The following is a 22,036-nucleotide window of genomic DNA, read 5'->3' on the forward strand; positions in this document are numbered from 1 at the left end:
TTAATGATACGCTATCAATGGCTTTCGCATTCTGCCATTAAGATTGCCGCATTTACACTGCAGCAACCTGATTGTTATGATTGACATTTGCTTATTGCCTTTCAATTCAGGCAGGCATAAAAAACAATAAAAAGGAGAATAATATGAGAAAGATAACCGTGTTATCAATGATCACATTAGACGGTGTGATGCAGGCGCCTGGCGGTCCTGGAGAAGATACATCAAATGGTTTTAAATATGGCGGATGGGTAGCGCCTTATAATGATGAAGTATCGGGCAAGATTATGCAAAAACTTATGAAACCTTCCGACCTGCTCTTAGGCAGAAAAACATTTGAAATTTGGGAGAATTACTGGCCCGCACATGCAACTGTATGGCCGGGAATTAATGATGTAACAAAATATGTACTATCCACTACCAGGAATAACTCAGATTGGAAAAACTGTGTTTTCCTAAACAGCCTGGCGGGTATTGAAAAACTTAAAGAATCAGATGGTGCCAATATCCAGGTTTGGGGCAGCAGTGAGCTGATTCAATTGCTGCTGAAGCATGACCTCGTGGACGAATTATGGCTCTTCATTCACCCATTAACCCTTGGCGAAGGAAAGAAGTTGTTTGTGCATGGCGCCATTCCCGCAGCATTTACCTTGGTAGAAAGCATTGCTACACCAACCGGTGTTATTATGGTCAACTATAAACGTGCCGGGGAGGTAAAGACGGGGACTGTTGGGGCTTAAGAAACAGCAGAAAAAATTAGTTGCATGCCGCTATTGTAATCAATAGCGGCTTTATCATATTAAAACAAATCCTGTTCAAAAAAGCCAGCTTCTTAACGAATCCCTTTCCCAACTTATCCACAATCGGCATAACTCTTTAATTACAATTACAGCCCGTAATTACTTTTGTTTAAATGGTATTTGATTACACATATATTTTTCCGTTCCTGCTGGCAATTGTGGCGCTTGTGCAAATTTGGTATTACCTGCATTTTTTTTATAAGTTGGTCAAATTTCAGCCAAAGGAAAAAGCGGCATCCCAGCAATATCCTGTTTCTGTTATTATTTGCGCAAAGAATGAAGCGGAAAACCTGGTAAATAATTTACCGGGCATACTGGTGCAGGATTACCGCACCACGCATGAAGTAATTGTAGTGAACGATAATTCAACCGACGAATCAAAATTTATACTGGAGGAATTTCAACGCGGTTTTAAAAACCTTACCATTATACCATTGAAGCAGGAAGCCAAAGGCATTCCCGGTAAAAAATTCCCATTGTCTGTTGGTATAAAATCAGCCAAACATGAAATTGTTTTGCTTACAGATGCAGATTGTATTCCTGCAAGCGAACACTGGCTTGAAAAAATGCAGGATGGTTATGCGCCCGGTATTGAAATAGTGCTGGGTTATGGCGCTTATAAAAAATATCCGGGCTTTTTAAATAAGCTCATTCGTTTTGAAACTTTTCACACAGCGCTGCAATATTTTTCTTATGCGCTGGCAGGTAAGCCTTACATGGGTGTGGGCAGAAACCTTTCTTACAGGAAAAATACTTTTCTTGCCAATAAAGGGTTTTCCACCATCAATCATATACCCAGCGGTGATGATGACCTGTTTATAAATATGGTTGCCACCAAAAACAATACAGCCATTGTTATTGACCAGGAAGCACACACGTTAAGCGAACCGCATAAAACATGGAATAGCTGGATGCAGCAAAAGAACCGTCATTACACCACAGCTAAATTTTATAAGCCCGGCCATAAGCGTTTGCTTTCTGTGTATGCCACCCTGCAAACCATTATTTATCCTTTAACCGTAGCCACCGCCATATTCTTTAACTGGTATATTGCTGTCGGCATATTTGTAATAAGGCTTGCTGTGCAAGCTGTAATATGGCGTAAAACCATGAAGCGCTTAAATGAAGCTGACCTGTTTGCTTACTTTTTTGTATTTGATGCATGGATGTTTATATATAACCTGTTCTTCTTTCCTTCGCTGTTCAGGAAACCTGCCCGCAAATGGGATTGATGGCATTAAACAAAACATTACAGCTTTCTTTGCGGCATTATAATAATTGGAATGGAATACATTACACAATATTTTTCAGATTTTACACCCATACAGCTTAAACAATTTGAGCAACTGCAAAGTTTGTACAGCGACTGGAATGAAAAGATAAATGTAATATCAAGAAAAGATATTGAACATTTATACCTTAAACATGTATTGCATTCATTAAGCATTGCTGCTGCTTTTAATTTTGCAGATGGCACTTCCATTATTGATATTGGCACCGGCGGCGGCTTTCCCGGCATACCATTAGCTATCTATTTTCCTGAAGTAAAATTTCATTTGGTTGACAGCATTGGCAAAAAATTAAAGGTGGTGGAAGCTGTTGCAGAAGCCACCGGGTTACAGAATGTAACAACACAACATGGCCGCGCCGAAGAAATAAAAAACCGAAAATTTGATTTTGCAGTTTCCCGTGCTGTAGCGCCTTTGAAAGAGCTCTGGAAATGGAGTAAACCCTTACTGCAAAAGAATAACAAAAATGATTTTGCCAATGGCCTTATTTGTTTAAAAGGCGGCGATCTTGCACAGGAAATTTCGGAAAGCGGTTTAAAGCCTAACCAAATTTCACTGGAAGAAATTTTTAAGGAAGATTATTTTAAAGAGAAATATATGCTGTATGTAAAGTTATAAATTTTCAGTTCAAATGTTTACACGTTCACTTGTTCACGGGCTTATTTTCCAAACCCCAAATTCCAAATTCCTACTTATCAACTAATCAACTTCCTTCATCCTCACCGAACCTGCGCACACATCTCCTTCTTCAATGCCGGTAATCCACACGTTAAGTTTTTTTGTTCTTTCTTTTGTAAGTTCCGTTAAATACAAATTCCAACACATGGGCACAGCGCTCCTGTAGTTTTTTGTATCAGGGTATTTCATGGCCACTTCTGCATCACGAAACTGCACCCAAAGCCTTTGGGCGTTTTTAAGTTTATCAATGAATACCGTGTCTTCCCTATATTCTTTTAATATGCGCTGGTACACGTCATTCAATTCCTGATCTGCTTTTTGATAAGCGGCTCCTGCATCCTGGTTCATCGTTGCCTGCGATTGCGCAGTACAGGCCATTGCCGTTAAACAAAAAACTATTGAATAAATAATCTTCAGCATAATTATTTTTTTGAACTGTTTAACTTTTATTATTTATTGCATTACCTGCAAACAAAAAAGGAGCCACAGATGTAAAGGTTTTTATCAACAAATGCACATTTACAGGTTTTCTTACCTGCTATGCCATTACTTTAGCACCCTGCGAAAAGCATATCAGCCATTCGGCGCTGTAAGTTTTTTTTAAACCCTCCGCCAGGCTAAAATTATAGCGGTAAAATAAATTATTACATAATAAAATTTCCTTAGGGAACAGGAGTATGATACATATCGTTTTTCAACATGCAGATATTGAAACATTGCAAAAAGCTATTGAACTGGATGCAACATTGCAAGGTGTAATTATTCATATAAAAGATGATTTTGCCGTTGGCCCAATTGCAGATATTTATGAAACAGAAGGCTACCAAACCAGGAGGGACTGGTGGAAAAAAGTATTGGAAAATTCACCTTATACCGAACAATTGGATATAGTTAATGATAAGCTCGCCGTGCACCAGTTGCAGGAAAAATTAAAAGATGAAACAGAACAGGCCTGGATATGGATGGCGCCCAATCAACATGATGTTTGCGGTTATTATTGGTTAATAAACCAGTTAAATGAATTTGAAGGCCGCATTCATATTCTTTCCTTAAACAACCTTCCATTCATAAATGATAAGGGAAGCATTTTCTATCCCATTAATTTATCTGAAATACCGCCAAAAGAATTTATTAAAGCAAAGAAACTGGCAAGGCCTGTTACCGTCAGTGAATTTGAATTAGACGGCGATGAATGGAAAAAATTATGCAGTGAAAATGGTATGGTGAGAACATTGGATGGCGGCAAAAAGATTCTCAGCAAAGAAGTTTTTTATTATGATGATAAGATTATAGCCGCATTAACCAAAGATGCACAGAAACTGAATAAAATATTCCAGACATTATTTACTAAAATGAAGGTGCATACAGGCGATGCGTTTTTAGCCTGGCGCATGAAAGAATTAATTAATGATGGGAAAATAGAATTGAGTGGTAATTGGAATAACGGATGGAAAGATGTTAGTTTGAAATTACCGGGCACTGCGGAAGAAATTAATAAAGAAGCGGATATAAATATGTAAACATATCAATTCTCGCAAAATTCAATATTGACTGCGAGGAAAATATTTATTTGAATTTTACGATTAGATATTAATAAGGGTACAAATGGCAGAACAAAAAAATGTAACTACAAACGAAACAGGCGTGCAGGGCCAATATAAAACATGGTTCCTGGATTATGCATCGTATGTAATTCTTGAACGTGCGGTGCCGGCGGTTGAAGACGGGCTGAAACCCGTGCAGCGCCGCATATTGCATGCAATGAAAGAGATGGATGACGGGCGCTTTAATAAAGTAGCAAATATTATTGGCCAAAGCATGCAATATCATCCGCATGGCGATGCCAGCATTGGCGATGCATTGGTAAACATGGGCCAGAAGGAATTGCTAATTGAAACGCAGGGAAACTGGGGCGATGTAAGAACTGGCGACGATGCGGCTGCACCCAGATATATTGAAGCACGTTTAAGCAAGTTTGCCTTAGAAGTTGCCTTCAATGCAAAAACCACTGAATGGCAATTGAGTTATGATGGAAGAAAGCAGGAACCGGTTACACTGCCTATGAAATTTCCATTGTTGCTGGCACAGGGTGCAGAGGGAATTGCCGTTGGTTTATCTACTAAAATATTGCCGCATAATTTTATTGAAATATGCGAATCTTCTATTAAGTATTTGCGTGGTAAAAAATTTGAATTACTGCCCGATTTTCAAACAGGCGGCATGATGGATGCCAGTAATTACAACGAGGGAAAACGCGGCGGTAAAATTCGTGTGCGTGCAGCCATTGAAGAACGCGATAAGAAAACGCTCATCATTAAGAGTATCCCTTATGGCATTACTACATCAACCCTGATGGATTCGATTGTAAAAGCAAACGACCAGGGGAAAATCAAAATAAAAAAAGTTACAGATGCTACGGCAAAGCATGTGGAAATACTGGTGGAGCTGGCATCAGGCATTTCACCTGATATAACTATTGATGCCTTATATGCTTTTACCGATTGTGAAATAAGCATTTCACCTAATGCTTGTGTAATTGTTGATCAGAAACCAAGGTTTGTTGGTGTTCACGACTTGCTTAAAATATCTGTTGACAGAACAAAGGATCTTTTAAAACGCGAACTGGAAATTAAGCTTGGTGAACTGGAAGATAAATGGCATTATACTTCGCTCGAAAAAATATTCTTTGAAGAAAAAATTTATAAAGAGCTTGAAAAGAAACATGAAACATGGGATAAAGTGATTGCGGCGATTGACAAGGCATTCGATCCGTTTAAAAAGAAATTAAAACGGGCTGTAACAAGAGAAGATATTTTAAAGCTTACCGAAAAACCTGTTCGTAGAATTTACCGCCTTGACATAGATGAATTGAACGAACAGATAAAAGGTATTGAAGCAGAAATTAAACAGGTAAAGCACGACCTGGCTAACCTGGTTGATTTTACAGTGGCTTACTTCGAAAACCTTTTAAAGAAATATGGCAAAGGCCGAGAACGCAAAACAGAAATAAAACCCTTCGATACTATACAGGCAAAACAGGTGGCTATTGCCAATACAAAACTATACATCAACCGCGAAGAGGGTTTTATTGGAACCGGTTTAAAGAAAGATGAATTTTTATGCGACTGTTCTGAGTTTGATGATATCATTGCTTTTACCAAACGCGGTATGATGAAGGTGATAAAAGTGGCCGATAAAACTTTCATTGGCAAAGACATTCTGCATGCTGCAGTTTTCTTAAAGAATGATGACCGTACCACTTATAACATGATTTATACGGATGGCAAAACCGGCACCAGTTATGCAAAGCGTTTTAATGTAACCGCTGTTACCCGCGATAAAGAATATGACCTTACTAAGGGCAGTGATAAAAGCAAGGTGCAGTATTTATCGGTAAACCCAAATGGAGAAGCCGAGGTGGTAAAAATAACGTTGAGCCCTAACTGCGCTGCACGCAATAAAGAATTTGATTTTTATTTTGAAACCCTTGATATAAAAGGGCGTGGCAGTATGGGCAACCAGGTTACAAAGTATCCTGTTCGCACTGTAAAGTTTAAAGAAAAAGGTACGGCCACCTTGGCGGGCAGAAAGCTTTGGTTTGATAATGTTTACGGCAGGTTAAATGGTGATGAAAAAGGCATTTTACTGGGTAGTTTTGAAGCAGAAGATAAGATCCTCATTCTTTATAAAGATGGCAGTTACGAACTCACCGATCTTGAATTAACGCAACGCTTTGATGCAGATAAAATAGCATTGATAGAAAAATTTGAGCCAGAAAAAATCATCACTGCAGTATATGCCGATCTTGATAAGAAACAATATTTTGTTAAGCGGTTTAAAATTGAAACATCAACACTGCATAACAAATTTTTCTTCATAAAAGAAGACAAGCATATTGAACTGGAAACGGTAACAACAATTGATGACCCCGTTTTATATTTTGAAAAAGGCCGCGGCGCACAAACACAAAAAATTAAATATAAGATTGGAAAGAATATAGAAGTTACCGGCTGGAAAGCTGTGGGAACGAGGTTTGAAGACTACAGCAAATCTGTAAAAATGCATTGGGTGGAACCGGCTGACGGAGCTAATGCGCAACAGAGTTTGTTTGAGTAAGCAACTTTAAACAGGCAGTTTTAACGCAATACTTTAATACACTTCTTGAAAAGCTTAGCTATTGCCGTTAGCTTTGCGCATTTAAAAATTAGCAATGCTCGCAGGTTTTAATAATGTAACATTTGAATTTGGTTCAAGGATTATTGTAGAAGATGCCACCTGGCATATACAGCCGGGAGAAAGAATTGGTTTGATAGGCTATAACGGCACCGGCAAATCAACTTTATTAAAATTGCTTGTAGGCGAATACCAGCCTTCCGCCGGAACGGTTGAGCGCAGCCGCAGCACTTCTGTTGGTTACCTGCACCAGGATCTTTTAAGTTTCGATACCAATGATTCTATCCTTGAGGTGGCATTGGGCGCTTTTGAAAAAATAAAGCAGCTTGAAAAGGAAATTGAAGATTTGGGTAACGAGCTTGAAAAAACTTCAGACGAAAAAACATTATTGATTTATTCGGATAAACTGCATGAGCTCGAAATACTTGGTGGTTACAATATTCATCATAAAACAGAAGAAGTTTTACAGGGTTTAGGTTTTTCAAACGACGATTTAAACCGGCCGTACAAAGAGTTCAGCGGTGGCTGGCGTATGCGTGTGCTGCTTGCAAAAATGATATTGCAGCAGCCTGACCTGTTATTACTGGATGAACCTACCAACCACCTGGATCTGCCCTCCATTGAATGGCTTGAAAAATATTTAATGCATTACAAAGGCAGCGTTGTAATAGTAAGCCACGATAAATATTTTCTAAACCGCATGGTTACGAAAATTGTTGAACTGTACCAGCAACAACTGCATATTTATTCAGGCAATTATGATTACTATGAAACAGAAAAAGAACAACGTATAGAAATTCAGCAGCGGGCTTATGAAAACCAGCAGGATTTTATACGCCAGAATGAAAGGCTGATAGAACGCTTCAGGGCCAAGGCCAGCAAGGCATCGATGGCGCAAAGCCTTATCAAAAAATTAGACAGGCTTGACCGTATAGAAAATGTGGAGATTGAAAGGCCGAATCTTAAAATTAATTTCAGGGTTGATAAGCAGCCCGGAAAAATACTGGCATCGCTTAAGCATGCAACCAAACAATTCGGTAATAATCTTATCATAGAAAATACGGGCGCAGAAATTGACCGCGGTGATAAAATTGCACTGATAGGCGCCAACGGAAAGGGTAAATCAACCATTTTAAGAATGATTGCCGGCACAGAGTCTTTTGAAGGTGAAAGAAGCTGGGGCCACAATGTTGATGAAAGTTTTTATGCGCAGCATCAACTGGAAGCCTTGAATTTAAACAATACGATTCTTGAAGAAATGATATTGTGCGGCAGCGGCAAAACAGAACTTGAATTAAGGACCTTGTTAGGCTGTTTTTTATTTAGCGGCGATGATGTAGAAAAAAAGATACGTGTGTTAAGCGGTGGTGAAAAAGCAAGGGTTGCACTGGCAAAAGTTATTGCGGGCAAAGCTAATTTTTTATTACTGGATGAACCCACCAACCACTTAGATATTCATAGCGTTGAATTATTAAGTGAAGCTTTAAATAAATATGAAGGCAGTTATATCCTGGTGAGCCACGATAGGTATTTTGTTTCTAAAACAGCCAATAAAATATGGGAAATTGTTGACCATGAAATAAAAGAGTTTAAAGGCAGTTACGAGGAATATGTGCAGTGGAAAGAAAGAATGAAACAGGCCGCCGTTAGTAATCAGCGGTCAACCGTTAACAGCCAGCAGTCAACAGAAAAGCCGGCAGGGAATAATGAAAAAGTTCTGGATAATAGACCTCCTGCATTAAATAATCAAAACCGCGAACAGCAAAAAGAATTGCAGAAGCTGCAAAAGCAGTTCAGCAAAGCAGAAGCGCATTTGAATGAATTAAATCAGCAAAAAACGAATATCGAAAGCGATTTGGCGAACCCTGAATATTATGCAGACAGAACCAGGTTTGTTGAGCTGGAAGAACGTTATCAATCTATTCAGCAAAAAATAGCCATTGCCAACAAAGAATATGAATTATTATTTGAAAAAATAATGCAGGCAGAATAAAACGGCTGATGGTATTAAAACACTTCCGCAATCATACACCGCGCACTGCCACCGCCATTCATTTCAATTGTATCAAGTTTTGAATAAATAATGCGGTTATATTTTTGAAGGATACTTAATTCCTCGTATGTGAGCGATTTATGCGCCTGCTCCGACATTACCAGTATCTTTTCTCCCTTTTTATTTTCCAGTTGCAGCATATTGCCCGCAAAGCGGTTCATCTGCTCATAAGAAATAGGTAATATGTCTTTGCCTGTTTTTTCTATAGTTGCCACAACATTGGCCCGCTCATCCGCATCTTTAATTGATTCAAGGCATATCACCACATAGTTATCTGCCACGCTCATCATAACATTGGTATGATAAATCGCAACACCACTCGCATCGGTTGCGATAAAGCTGCAGGGCGTGTAACCCATCCTTGCACAAAAATCTTCCAACGCAGCTTTATTCGTTCTTTCAGAAAGGCAGGCATAAGCAATTTTATTTTTACGGTCTAACACCATGCTGCCTGTTCCCTCAAGAAATACATTTTCCTTTTCGTAACCTGACAGGTCAATGGTTTCAGCTATAGGAAATTTATCGTGAATCATATTCAGTATGGCCTGCTTTCTTTCTGCTCTGCGGTTTTCCGCATACATTGGATATAACACAATAGTGCCATTATGGAATGATATCCAGTTGTTAGGAAAAATGGAATCGGGCGTATGCGGTTCGGGTGTATCATTTACCACAATAACTTCAATATCGTTTTCACGCAGCTTGTCAACAAAAGTATCAAACTCTTCCAAAGCTTTTACCTGGGCTGCTTCTGCATTGCCCGCTGCCTGGAATTTATTATTAACCGCCGTTTCTGCATTATAGGCAAATGCGACCGGGCGTATCATTAAAATTGTATTTGTGTTTTGCATACGTCAAATAATTTTTAGGTTCAACTTTTATCAATGATTAACTCAACACCCTCTATATCTATTGTGATAGCAATAAAGAAGCCGTTTTAAATGCTCTATATTAAAAGTCAAAAAACAGCGTTTATTGCAGAATATTAATATAGATAGTTATTCTGCATTTCCGTCGAGGCTTTCTTCCTCCAGGTCAAGCCTGTTTTCAATAAGCCTCAGGATATCGTCGTCAAAATCAGGATGCCTGCGAAAAGAATGCAGCACGGAGCGCTCCTTCTCTGAAATATTCAGCATAACCAATTTAAATTGTGCTATCATTTCTGCAGCCCGCTTCCGTGCACCATCACCTTCATTTGCTTTATGTAAGAGCTCCGCTTTATACTTTAAAAAATCGTACTTCTGTTTCAATAATATATTCTCCGTTACATATTCGTTATAGGTGGTTTGCATATTGGTTACAGCAGTTGTATTTAAGGCAATCTCCAATTCAAACACCTGCTCATCTTCCGTTTTATTTGCAGGGATGGTTTCCGGTTCAACCTTTCTTATTACCCATGGCAAAGCAAGGCCCTGCCCTACCAGTGTAACAATAATAACCGTGAATGTTATAAATAAGATTAAGTTACGGTTTGGAAAAGGCTGCCCGTCAATGGCAAACGGTATGGCAAGTGCAGATGCGAGTGAAACAACGCCCCGCATGCCTACCCAGCTTAAAATAAGCGGGTTTCTCCAGCCCGGTTTATCGTAAGCAACCGTTATGTACCGGCTGATAAACCTTGTAAACATTACAGAAAAAAAACCGGCAATAGTTCTCGCAAAAATTACCACAAGGCAAATGATTAAAGCAATGGATAACGCATTGAAAAACGACAGGCTTTGTATGCCTTCGGCTATATCCGGGAATTGCAGGCCAATAAGAAAGAAAACAATTGAATTCAATATAAATACAATGGCAGACCATAAAGCGCCCGATTTAAGCCTGCTTTTATGCGAAAAAACAAAATGGTTTTGATAAGCGATGTACAGCCCGCCGCTTACTACCGCCAGTACACCGGAAACATGAAATTCTTCAGCCGTAAGGTAGATAGCATACGGTATTACGAGTGTTAAGGCGGTATCTATATTGGGTGTTGTTGGCAGCCATTTATACACCATATAAAATAAAAAACCAAAGGCAAGCCCAATGGCAATACCTGCAACGGATACCCAAATAAAACTGCCTGCTGCTTCATACCACACAAAATGATTGGTGGATATGGCAACGAGTGCAAAACGAAAAAGTGTTAAGCTCGTTGCGTCGTTCAGGAGGCTTTCGCCTTCCAGTATATCTTTAGTGCTTTTAGGCAAGGGCGCAAATTTTAAAATAGCGGTGGCGGCCGCTGCATCGGGCGGGGAAATAATAGCGCCTAATAAAAAGCCCTGTGCTAATGTAAAGCCCGGGATAAGCCAGTAACTTATAAAGGCAACTGCGGTAGCGGTAAATAAAACAAACCCCAATGCCATGGCGGTAATAATGCGCCGCCATTTCCACAAACCTTTCAGCGACATATTTTGCGAAGCATCATATAAAATGGGCGGCAGTATAACAAGAAATACAACCTGTGGGTCAATGTGAACGATGGGCACACCCGGAATGAATCCAATCACAAGACCGGCCAGCACAAGAAAAATAGGATGGGCTATCTTTACTTTTTGAGCTATCAGCACTAAAAAACACACACTTACAATTAATCCGATGCAAAGAAGAATGATATTTTCCATTTATATTTTTAAGTATTAGCAATGGTAAGATATAATAATTTCATTTCTTATTGTACCGCCTGCTAAAAAATCAATACTTTATAAGCAATGCACAAAAAAAAGTTATTTTATATTGGGGCGTGGCATTGGCCCGGGCATGGTTTAACCATGGTTTTATAACCGCAATTTTTTGCAGGCAAATATGACAGGACTCATTATTTTTTTAATTGCAATGCCCATTCTTGGGGTACTTATATGGCGCTCCGGCAAGCGAAAACAAAACGGGTTTATACTGCCCAATGATTTTCGTGCATTGCTTAACGGGCACGTTGCATTTTACAAGCATCTCAATGATGATGACAAAATAAAATTTGAAAACCGCATAAAAGATTTCCTTTCATACACACGCATCACTGCCGTGAACACTGAAATAACTGATCTTGATAAACTGCTTGTTGCATCAAGCGCCATTATACCAACCTTTGGCTTTAACTGGCATTATTATAACCTCACAGATGTATTGTTATATGATGGAACTTTTAGTGAAGATGAATTTGCCGTGAATGCAAAAAGCAGCAATGTATTGGGCATGGTTGGCACCGGTGCCATGCAAAGAATGATGATATTATCAAAGCCTGCATTGCGGCAGGGTTTTGCCAATGAAATTTCGAGAAGCAATACGGGCATTCATGAATTTGTGCACTTACTTGACAAAGCTGATGGTGATACAGATGGCGTTCCCGAAGCGCTTATGAGCCGGCAATATGCTATTCCCTGGTTGAAATATATGAGTGAAGAAATAGAGAAGATGAAGGAAGGAAAATCTGATATTAATATTTATGGCGCTACCAATAAAGCAGAATTTTTTGCCGTGGCTTCAGAATATTTCTTTGGTTCACCGGAACGCTTCAACCAAAACCATCCTGAATTGTTTGAACTGATGACAAAAATTTTTCATCAAAAACCCGAAACAGAAAAACCATTGTAATCATCCTGAATGCCCGTTCGTTTACATACCGTTATTGGCGTTTGCCAATTCACGTGTATATTGCACCACTTTTTTTGAAGATGAAGATAACAGAGCACATAAGCAACGCAAAAGACACCCTTATTTCTTTTGAAATATTGCCGCCGTTAAAAGGCAAAAGCATTAATTCCATTTACGACCATCTTGATCCTTTGATGGAATTTAAGCCTTCATGGATAAACGTTACCTATCACCGCAGTGAAACAGCTTTTAAAAAGAAAGCTGATGGTAATTTTGAAAAAGTGGAAGTGCGTAAAAGGCCGGGCACCGTGGGTATTTGTGCCGCTATCATGAACTATTATAAAATTGATGCTGTGCCGCATATCATCTGCGGCGGTTTTTCCAAAAGGGAAACAGAAGATGCATTGATTGACCTTAACTTTTTAGGCATTGATAATGTGCTGGTGCTTCGCGGCGATGCTGATAAAAACTCTGCATCATTTGAACCGGAACCGGATGGCAACCGTTATGCTATAGACCTGCTGAAACAGGTGGTAAACCTCAACAGCGGCATTTATCTGGACGACGATATCCGCGATGGTGGCAAAACAAAATTCTGCATTGGCGTGGCAGGGTACCCGGAAAAACATTTTGAATCGCCTAACCCACAAATTGATATGCAGCGGCTGAAAGAAAAAGTTTGCAACGGCGCTGAATTCATTATGACGCAAATGTTTTTCGATAACCAGAAGTTTTTTGATTTTGTAAACAAATGCCGTGATAATGATATTAATATCCCGATAATCCCGGGCCTTAAACCCATCACTTCCCGCAAACAGTTATCGGTATTGCCGCGTATTTTTCATGTGGATATTCCTGCCGAATTATCAGAAGAAATTATGCGCTGCAAAACAGATGATGATACTGAAAAAGTTGGTGCTGAATGGTTGGTACAGCAAAGCAAGGAATTAAAAAAATTCGGCGTGCCGGTGCTGCATTATTACACGCTGGGCAAACCAAGGGTTATTCAAAATGTTGTAAAGCAATTGGTGTAAATAAAAAAGCGCCTCATTGCTGAAGCGCTTCTACAATTCAAAATCACCCGTTAATATCCTTCATTCTGCGTAAGGTTACTGTTGGCGTCAATCTCTCTCTGCGGAATGGGCAATACCAATTTCGGGTCATCATAACTATAATCGCCCACATCCAGTTTCAAACGCTTCAACGTCCAGAGCCTGTCGCCTTCAAAAGCCAGTTCGCGAAAACGTTCATCCACAAAATCCTGGCCGTTTACTCCTGCTAAGTCTTCAGCGCCGGCGCGTTCTCTTACCATATTAATATCTTTCAAAGGTGCCACGCCGCCAATAGGCGCTCCACCTTTTCTCAGGTTGGCTTCTCCCCTTGTTAAATACATTTCAGCTAATCTTATTACAGGAATAACACGGTAAAATGTAAGCCATTTTAAAGTGTAAATGCCACCATTGCCGGTAATGCTGTAACCTTCAGAAACAAAGCCGGCCCTGAAGTCGTTTGGATCATCAAAATGATCAAAATAGCTGGCATCCACCTGTGCTTCACCGCGGCCACCGGCGCCATTGCCATTGGCATCATACGCATACCGGTAAAATGTGCTAAGCCCATTGTTGGATGTACCTGCATTACTCTGCGCTGTATTTTGGATACCAAAAATATCTTCCGGTGAATTGCTTGGATTATTAAACGCCTGGTTAAAGGTAGAAGTAAGGTTGAAATATCCTGAACTGATTACATCATCTGCCATAGTTGCTGCTTTAGCATAATCAGCCATGTTTAAATATACCCTTGACAGGAAAGCTTCCGCTGCATATTTGGTGGCCCTGCCATTGTCAGCCGTTTCAGGCAAACCATCGGCTGCGTCTGTAAGATCTTTAATTACCTGCTGGTATACATCTTCCACTGAAGCGCGGGACGGCTTGTTCTTGGAAGCATCATAAATATACGTTGGTTCAAGCACGAGCGGCACACCGGCATTGGAACCTGTGCTGCCAGCAGCATAAGGTTGTGCGAAATAGTTTACCAATTCAAAATAGGCAACACCGCGCATAAACTTAGCTTCCGCTGCTACCGCATCGCGTTCATCTTCATTCACCAAATCCAGCTTATCCAATACCACATTCATATCTTCAATAAGCAGGTAGGAATTCGTCCATATACCGGTGGCAATGCTTGACTCCCTTGTTTGATTTTTGTTTAAAATATCCCTGTAGTTAGAGAATGAGCCCACATAATCCACCATATCTGTATTAGCCAGCAGGTCGGCAATAAAAATATAACGCTCGCCAAAACCTGAAGCGCCCTGCAAAGAAGAATAGCTGCCATATAATAAGGCTTTAACATCATCGCCATCTTCTATGCTTGTAACATTGTTCTGCGGCAACACATCTAATTTTTTATTGCAGGCAAAGCAGCTTATAAAAAATAATGCGGCCAATATATATCTGTAAGTTTTCATTTCGTTCATTTTAATTTTTTAGAATTTAGCATTGATACCGAATGTGAATGTTTTTGCCTGCGGAATGGTATAAAAATCCTGGCCGCCGCCAATATTGCCTGTAGTTTGTGTATTCACTTCCGGATCGCCGGGATATTTGGTGAAGGTTAACAGGTTGAATGCTGATGCATAAAACCTTAAAGAACTTAAATGCAAACGTGTAACAAATGATGAAGGCAAAGTATAACTGAGTGAAACATTCTTTAACCTGATATACGATCCATTATATAAAAAGCGGGAAGAATTATTATATCCAGTTGCATAAAAATATCCTATGCGGGGAACATTGGTTATGTCTCCTGGTTTTTGCCAGGCCTTCAGCATGTCTGTTGTTTCATTATCAAAACCATTATAAAAACCAGAGCTTTGATATGTGCCTCCGGCATTATACACCTTATTACCCTGTACGCCCATAAAGAAGAAGCTTAGGTCAATTCCTTTATACGATAATGTATTGGTTATACCTCCCGTCCAGTCAGGATTGGAATTTCCAAGCGTAACACGTGCAGCGCTGCCAAAATCTGTTGTGGGTTTGCCGTCTTCACCGAGGTATTGAGCATCGCCTGTTTCAGGGTCAACGCCTAAATACTTCTGGCCGTAGAATTCACCAATGGCTTCACCTTCTACAGCACGCTGCGTTAAGCTAAAACCGCTTTCAATTATCTGGCCATCAATGTCAAGTACCTTGTTTTTATTATAAGCCGCATTAACGGCAATATTCCACCTGAAATTTTTTGTGCTGAAAGCTGTTGCATTCAAACCAATTTCAATGCCTTTATTTTCCATATTACCCAGGTTTTTGGTAATAGTGGTATAACCGGTAGTTGCCGGTATATTTACATTCAGCAACAGGTCTGATGTCTTTTTATAATAAACATCCACTTCACCTGACAGGCGGTTATTGAAAAGGCCGAAATCAAGGCCTACATCCGATTGCGCAGTCTTTTCCCATTTCAAATCAGGATTGGGAATTTGCGAAGCAATATAGCCTGGCAACTCAGGATAGTTGCTGATATTATACAAAGAATAATAGGAATTATTACCAATTTCAGCATTACCGGTTAAACCCCAGCTTGCCCTTAATTTTAAGAAACTTAGCGTTTTGCTATCTGCCAGGAAATCTTCTTCGCTCAGCACCCAGCCTGCAGAAAAGGCAGGGAAAATACCGTACCTGTTATTAGGGCCAAACCTTGAGGAACCATCATCCCGCACGCTGGCGGTAAGCATATATTTATCATTGAAAACATAATTAGCCCTCAGGAAATAAGAGAGGAAATTATAACGGTCGTTAGTAGATGTTGCAAATGTGATAGAGGTGGCACCGCTAAGGTTTTGCACTTTGCCGGATGGCGCCTGCTCTGCATTAGTGAGTGATTGCTTTGTATCGTTTTGCAAATAACTCATGCCCAGCACGGCGCTGAGCTTATGCTTATCACCAAGCTTTGGTGTGAAAGTAAAATAGTTATTCGTATTGTAAGATGTAGATAAAGCTATAATATTATTGGCTTTACCAATGCCGGCGCCGTCTGTGGTGCGTTTATCCTGGAAAGCTTCCTGGTAGAGGTTTAATATATCTGCACCAAACTCTGAGCGGAAAGATAAAGATGGCAACAAATTATAGTTTGCATAAACATTGCCTACAGTGCGGTTGGAGACCTGCCTGTCGGAATTATATTTTGCATCAAACAAACTGTTTGGATACAAAGTATTGTTATTCAGCTCACCGGTTTCAGGATCGTATAAAGGCTGAATTGCCGGTAAAGCAACCAACTGTCCCGGCGTTGAAAAAGCATTGTCTGTTGTAACGCGATTAAGCTGGGAACGGTCGATTGCTATATTGATACCAAAAGATAACTTATCTGTCGGGTTATGTTCAAGGTTTATCCTGCCGCCATAGCGGTAAAATTTATTGTTGATAACGATGGCATCCTGCGTATTATAAAAGCCTGATGCAAAGAACCTCGTTTTAGCATCGCCGCCTGTTGCAGAAAGATTAATGGAATTAGAAGGTGCATTACGGTTATATAACAAACCCTGCCAATCTGTATTGATTTTATTATAATCTCCGCCGCCGGCCAGATCGCTTAACGAAATACCATACGTTGCATAGGCGTCTGTATAATCTGCAATAGCTGTTTCAAGGTCTGGGTAACCGGAAATATCATTATCAAGATCGTATTGAGCGTCGCTTTTTATGGCCATATTATAGAGGTCAACATACTGCTTTCCATTTAAAAAATGGCGTAAACGTGCAGGATTGCTGAAACCTGTATTGGCATCTAATTCAAACACTGTTTTCTGATTGTTGCGGCCTTTTTTGGTTGTTATCAATACAACGCCATTCGCTGCGCGTGCTCCATAAATAGCAGCGGCAGATGCATCTTTCAGCACTTCTACCGATTCTATGTCATTGGGATTAATATCAGCCAGCGGGTTGCTCGCATCGTTGGTGGGGTCAGATAAACTTGAAGTGGTTACCGGCAGCCCGTCAATTACATATAAAGGCTGGCTGTTGGCAGAAATGGAAGAAGTGCCGCGTATCCTTACTTTAATACCCTGCCCTAATTTACCACTACCAGATTCCACCACCACACCTGCGGCTTTACCCTGTAAGGCAGATTCAAAACTGGGTGCAGGAAAATCGCGGATGTCTTTTGAGCCCACCTTGACAATGGAACCTGTAATTTCTTTTTTAATGGCCTGGCCATAACCAACCACTACCACTTCATTTAAACTTTTATCAGCAGTGGTTAACTGCACGTTCATTACGTCTTTTACTGAAACCTCCGCATCGGCATAACCCACATACGAAAAGATCAGGGTTTGCGTGGCTTCCGGAATGGTAATGGAAAAACTTCCATCCGTGCCGGATTGTGTTAGTGTATTGGAGTTGCCGGCCTTAATAGTTACGCCCGGTAAGGGGTTATTATTTGCTGCATCTGTAACCGTTCCTTTAACTGTTCTTGTTTGTTGTGCATTAAGCTGTGCTGCAGCCAGCAGCAATAATGCCATCAGTGTAAGCTTAAACTTCATAGATCGAATCATTGATAATTAAAAATTAATTGGCGGCTGAATAAATTATTTCCGCCCGCAGCAAAAAACGTGATCAGGTTGCTTGTTGTTAATCACAATAAAAACCGATTGAATTTTTTGTCCATCTACAAAAGACAAAAAAATGGGTTGTATGCGCATGTTAAAACAGGCAAAAAATTTCTTAAGCTGGAAATTTTACTACTGAAGCAGGATAGGGAAAGGATGAAACGGATAATAAATAAAGATGAATCGTTATTTGTGCTTAATTACAAATCTGATTTGTGTATTTACAATTAACTATTCACCGCAATCAACTGGTTCATTTGTACCAATCTGAAATAAATGCCTTCTGCATTCATCAGCGATTCATGTGTGCCGCGTTCTGCTATTTCGCCTTTCTGCAACACAATAATTTCATCTGCATGACGAATGGTAGATAAACGATGTGCAATAACAACAGAAGTGCGGTTTTGCATCATATTATTAATGGCATCCTGCACCAGTTTTTCGCTTTCTGTATCAAGCGAGGAAGTGGCTTCATCTAAAATTAATATAGGCGGGTTTTTCAGGATGGCCCTTGCAATGGTTAACCGTTGCCTTTCACCACCACTTAATTTGCTTCCGCGATCACCTATGTTCGTATTAAATTTTTCTTCTTTCTGCTGAATAAAATGATAGGCGTTTGCAATTTTAGCAGCGCTTTCAATAGCTTCAGCAGATGCATCATATTCGCCCAAAGCAATGTTGCTCGTAATGGTATCATTAAACAAAATAGGCTCCTGCGTTACAATGCTTATTTGTTCGCGCAGGCTGTGCAGTGAATATTCTTTTATGTTGATGCCATCTACCAGGATTTCGCCATCACTCACATCATGAAAACGCGGAATAAGATCGGCCAGCGTACTTTTGCCTGCGCCCGAAGCACCAACAAGCGCAATGGTTTTTCCTTTTTCAATTTTAAGATTGATGTTCTTTAAAATAGTGATATCATCATACCTGAAGCTAACATTCCTGAATTCTATTCCGTGTTTAAACGCCTCGAGTTTTTTACCATTAGGATTGTCATCCACTGTTACAGTTGCCCTTAAAACTTCTTCAATGCGTGTGATGGCCGCACTGCCTTTTTGCATATTACTGAATGAAGTGGATAAAGATTTTGCAGGCGTAATAATATTATAAAACAAACCCAGATAACCCAGCAGCACCGAAGCTTCCAGCGGAATTCTTCCGCTTAAAATGCCACTGCCGCCATACCATAAAATAATAGCAAACATCATTACACCGAGCAATTCACTAACGGGCGATGCAAGGTCTCTTCTATAACCGATATGATTTTTTGCGTGCAGCAGTTCATCATTCACCTTGTAAAACCTGGAACGCAAAATGCCTTCGGCATTAAATGCTTTTATTACACGCAGGCCACTTAATGTCTCATCTAAAATGGAAACCGATTCACCCAGTTTTTCCGCAGCCAGGTTTGATTTTCGTTTTAAAGAGCGGCTTATTCTTCCAATCACAAAACCCATTACCGGTATTAATACAATTAAGAAAAGCGTTAACTGCGGACTTATAAAAAACAGGAAACTAACATTCAGAATAATGGTGAGCGGATCGCGTATCCATCCTTCCAAAGTACCTACAACTGAATTTTCAACTTCATTTACATCGTTTGTAATACGGCTTATAACATCGCCCTTTCTTTTCTCTGTAAAATACCCAATAGGTAATTGCAATACTTTATCATACAGCTCAATTCTTAAACGGTTTACAATTTTATTTTTTAAAGGATTGAGTATATACGATGCCAGGTATAAAAACAGGTTCTTTAAAAGTATAGAAAACACTATGAAGATGCAGATGAATAAAAGCGTGTTGAGTTTGCCGTAATTGTCTATGGAATTGGTAAGAATATCTCTTATAAAATTTACAACCGGGTTATTTGATTGCTTGGTGAGCTCGCCCAGCGAAGATGAACCGCTATTGAATATTAATTCCAGAAAAGGGATCAGCATGCCAATAGATACAATAGAAAAAATGATAGCCAAAACGGAGCATATGAAATAAAGAGCTATTTGCGGTATATAATTTTTGAGATAAGCAAAAACCCTTGAATATTTTTTCATTCGTACAAATTATTTAAACCGATGGGCGAAACTATGATTGCAAAGGCATTTGTTTTGTTATAAATTAATAGCACAAAGCCCAATAATTTATTTAGCGCTAATTTTACAACAAAGGTAATAGTATGGAAGAAGGTAAAAGACAAAAACAGGTGGCAGCGGTTATTGCAGAAGATATGAATGATATTTTCAGGCGGCTAAACCTGAATATGATAAATGGCGGCATGGTTTCCATTTCTTCAGTTAAAGTAACGCCAGACCTGCTGGAAGCAAGAATATATGTAAGCATGTACCAGGTGCAGGATGAAAATGCTGCTTTAAAAAAAATTGAGAACCAGGCATGGGAAATTAAGAAAGAGCTTGCCAGCCGTGTAAAACATCAATTGCGGCGCATACCGGTTTTAAAATTTTACCTTGATGATACGCTTGACCATGTTTTTAAGATGGAAGAATTGTTTAAGCAGATAAATGAGGAAAAGAAGCCGCCTGCCCCTGAAGGGGAATGAGACAATGATTAATAACATTCACACAATAAAATTTTCCCTTTAGGAAACCGGGGTATGAACTTCCTCTTTGCCTGGCGCTACTTTAAATCAAAAAAGTCCACCAATGCCATCAACATTATTGCGTGGATAAGCATGATTGCTATCATGGTAAGTACTGCTGCGCTGATAATTGTATTAAGTGTGTTTAACGGCTTTGAAGACCTTGTAAAAAACCTGTATGGCGATTTCTATGCCGACATAAAAGTCACACCAAAACAAGGCAAATTTTTTACAGCCGATACCGCTTTTATACAAAAAGTAAAATCTGTAAACGGGGTTGATAAATTAAGCTTTACCGTTGAAGAAAAGGCAGTGCTGGTAAATGGCAGCGATTACCAGACCATTGTTTTTTTAAAGGGCGTTGATAATAATTATAATACGGTAAATAAATTATCACATTACATAACCGACGGTAAATATGAACTTGGAACACCGGATTCGCCGGACATTGTTTCCGGTTCAGGCATTGCGAATGCCGTAGGCGCTTTTCCCGGTTTAACGCAGCAGCCGCTTGTTATTTATTTACCTAACCGCAAAGCAAATAATTTCAATAGCCTTAATGCCATGCATTCGTTTGAAGTAAAACCTGCAGGCATTTTTTCGGTGCAGCAGGAGTTTGATGATAAGTATGCTTTTACCAATCTTGCCTTTGTACAGTACATGCTCGATCTTACTGCAAATGAATACAGCAGCATTGAACTATCTGCTAAAAATGCTGATAAAACAAATGACATTAAAAAGCAACTGCAAAAATTATTGGGCGAACAATACCTTGTTAAAACGAGCTATGAACAAAACCAGAGTTTGTTTACCGTAATGCAAATTGAGAAATGGGTTATCTATGGTATCCTTTCATTAATACTTGTTGTGGCGGCATTTAATATGATTGGTGCCTTAACCATGCTGGTGCTGGAAAAAGAAAAAGATATAGCTGTATTAAAAGCAATGGGCGCATCGGAAAAACGCATTCAGAATATTTTTTTAAGTGAAGGGTTTGTGCTGGCCGGCGCCGGTGGTTTTTTAGGCATGCTGATAGCTTTTATTATTTGCTTCATACAAATAAAGTTTCAGCTTATTAAACTGGAAGGCGGCACTTTTATTATTAATTATTACCCGGTAAAAATGACTGCCCCGGATTTTATATTGGTTACACTTACCATAATGATCATTGCCGTGCTGGCTTCATGGATTCCCGCAAAAAAAGCTGCAGAACAGTTTTATTCTTTAAAAAGCTGATGATTGATGCCTGTAGTTTTCTTAAAGTTTAAT

16 protein-coding genes are annotated in these 22,036 nt (G+C 39.6%); 10 read left to right on the forward strand and 6 right to left on the reverse strand.

Features of this window, described 5'->3' with window-relative positions; all coding sequences use genetic code 11:
• Positions 1-143 precede the first annotated feature (143 nt).
• From ACTHN6_RS18685 to rsmG, 3 genes are all read left to right on the forward strand, one after another.
• A complete protein-coding gene (locus tag ACTHN6_RS18685; protein ID WP_440437294.1) occupies positions 144-737 on the forward strand; it encodes a dihydrofolate reductase family protein in 594 nt (197 codons plus the stop codon).
• Positions 738-910: 173 nt separating this feature from the next.
• A complete protein-coding gene (locus ACTHN6_RS18690; protein WP_440437295.1) occupies positions 911-2,029 on the forward strand; it encodes a glycosyltransferase in 1,119 nt (372 codons plus the stop codon).
• A gap of 51 nt (positions 2,030-2,080) precedes the next feature.
• Positions 2,081-2,704, forward strand: coding sequence for a 16S rRNA (guanine(527)-N(7))-methyltransferase RsmG (gene rsmG / locus ACTHN6_RS18695; RefSeq protein ID WP_440437296.1), 624 nt, complete (start codon positions 2,081-2,083; stop codon positions 2,702-2,704).
• Between the two features lie 81 nt (positions 2,705-2,785).
• On the opposite strand, the gene ACTHN6_RS18700 is transcribed toward rsmG, so the two are convergent.
• Positions 2,786-3,184, reverse strand: a complete 399-nt coding sequence (locus ACTHN6_RS18700) for a lysozyme inhibitor LprI family protein (protein ID WP_440437297.1) — start codon at positions 3,182-3,184, stop codon at positions 2,786-2,788.
• Between the two features lie 257 nt (positions 3,185-3,441).
• Between ACTHN6_RS18700 and ACTHN6_RS18705 the strand changes: the two genes are divergently transcribed.
• From ACTHN6_RS18705 to ACTHN6_RS18715, 3 genes are all read left to right on the forward strand, one after another.
• On the forward strand, positions 3,442-4,284 hold the full coding sequence (locus ACTHN6_RS18705) for a DUF1835 domain-containing protein (RefSeq protein ID WP_440437299.1): 843 nt from the start codon (positions 3,442-3,444) through the stop codon (positions 4,282-4,284).
• 85 nt (positions 4,285-4,369) lie between these two features.
• Positions 4,370-6,880: a DNA gyrase/topoisomerase IV subunit A gene (locus ACTHN6_RS18710; protein WP_440437300.1), complete on the forward strand. Its 2,511-nt coding sequence runs from the start codon at positions 4,370-4,372 to the stop codon at positions 6,878-6,880.
• Between the two features lie 94 nt (positions 6,881-6,974).
• The gene (locus tag ACTHN6_RS18715) at positions 6,975-8,930 is read left to right on the forward strand and encodes an ATP-binding cassette domain-containing protein (RefSeq protein ID WP_440437301.1); all 1,956 of its coding nucleotides are present in this window, start codon (positions 6,975-6,977) and stop codon (positions 8,928-8,930) included.
• A 14-nt stretch (positions 8,931-8,944) separates the two neighbouring features.
• Here the strand turns inward: ACTHN6_RS18715 and ctlX are convergent, their stop codons facing one another.
• The gene (gene ctlX / locus ACTHN6_RS18720) at positions 8,945-9,841 is read right to left on the reverse strand and encodes a citrulline utilization hydrolase CtlX (RefSeq protein ID WP_440437302.1); all 897 of its coding nucleotides are present in this window, start codon (positions 9,839-9,841) and stop codon (positions 8,945-8,947) included.
• Positions 9,842-9,988: 147 nt separating this feature from the next.
• Complete coding sequence (locus ACTHN6_RS18725) at positions 9,989-11,593, reverse strand: Na+/H+ antiporter (RefSeq protein WP_440437303.1); 1,605 nt, start codon at positions 11,591-11,593, stop codon at positions 9,989-9,991.
• 181 nt (positions 11,594-11,774) lie between these two features.
• Between ACTHN6_RS18725 and ACTHN6_RS18730 the strand changes: the two genes are divergently transcribed.
• Positions 11,775-12,560 (forward strand): zinc-dependent peptidase, encoded by a 786-nt coding sequence (locus tag ACTHN6_RS18730; protein ID WP_440437304.1) that lies wholly within the window; start codon positions 11,775-11,777, stop codon positions 12,558-12,560.
• An 80-nt stretch (positions 12,561-12,640) separates the two neighbouring features.
• Positions 12,641-13,594: a methylenetetrahydrofolate reductase gene (locus ACTHN6_RS18735; protein WP_440437305.1), complete on the forward strand. Its 954-nt coding sequence runs from the start codon at positions 12,641-12,643 to the stop codon at positions 13,592-13,594.
• Between the two features lie 50 nt (positions 13,595-13,644).
• On the opposite strand, the gene ACTHN6_RS18740 is transcribed toward ACTHN6_RS18735, so the two are convergent.
• From ACTHN6_RS18740 to ACTHN6_RS18750, 3 genes are all read right to left on the reverse strand, one after another.
• Positions 13,645-15,030, reverse strand: a complete 1,386-nt coding sequence (locus tag ACTHN6_RS18740; RefSeq protein WP_440437306.1) for a RagB/SusD family nutrient uptake outer membrane protein — start codon at positions 15,028-15,030, stop codon at positions 13,645-13,647.
• Between the two features lie 18 nt (positions 15,031-15,048).
• Positions 15,049-18,102 carry a SusC/RagA family TonB-linked outer membrane protein gene (locus ACTHN6_RS18745; protein WP_440437307.1) on the reverse strand — a complete coding sequence of 1,018 codons (3,054 nt, stop codon included), beginning with the start codon at positions 18,100-18,102 and terminating at the stop codon, positions 15,049-15,051.
• 293 nt (positions 18,103-18,395) lie between these two features.
• Positions 18,396-20,225: an ABC transporter ATP-binding protein gene (locus ACTHN6_RS18750; RefSeq protein ID WP_440437308.1), complete on the reverse strand. Its 1,830-nt coding sequence runs from the start codon at positions 20,223-20,225 to the stop codon at positions 18,396-18,398.
• A gap of 122 nt (positions 20,226-20,347) precedes the next feature.
• Between ACTHN6_RS18750 and rbfA the strand changes: the two genes are divergently transcribed.
• Together rbfA and ACTHN6_RS18760 are read left to right on the forward strand one after the other, a co-directional pair.
• Positions 20,348-20,728 (forward strand): 30S ribosome-binding factor RbfA, encoded by a 381-nt coding sequence (gene rbfA / locus ACTHN6_RS18755; protein ID WP_440437309.1) that lies wholly within the window; start codon positions 20,348-20,350, stop codon positions 20,726-20,728.
• Positions 20,729-20,782: 54 nt separating this feature from the next.
• Positions 20,783-22,003, forward strand: coding sequence for an FtsX-like permease family protein (locus tag ACTHN6_RS18760; protein ID WP_440437310.1), 1,221 nt, complete (start codon positions 20,783-20,785; stop codon positions 22,001-22,003).
• The last annotated feature ends 33 nt before the right edge of the window (positions 22,004-22,036 follow it).

The sequence above is a fragment of the Parafilimonas sp. genome (assembly GCF_051953455.1).
Classification (GTDB): domain Bacteria; phylum Bacteroidota; class Bacteroidia; order Chitinophagales; family Chitinophagaceae; genus Parafilimonas.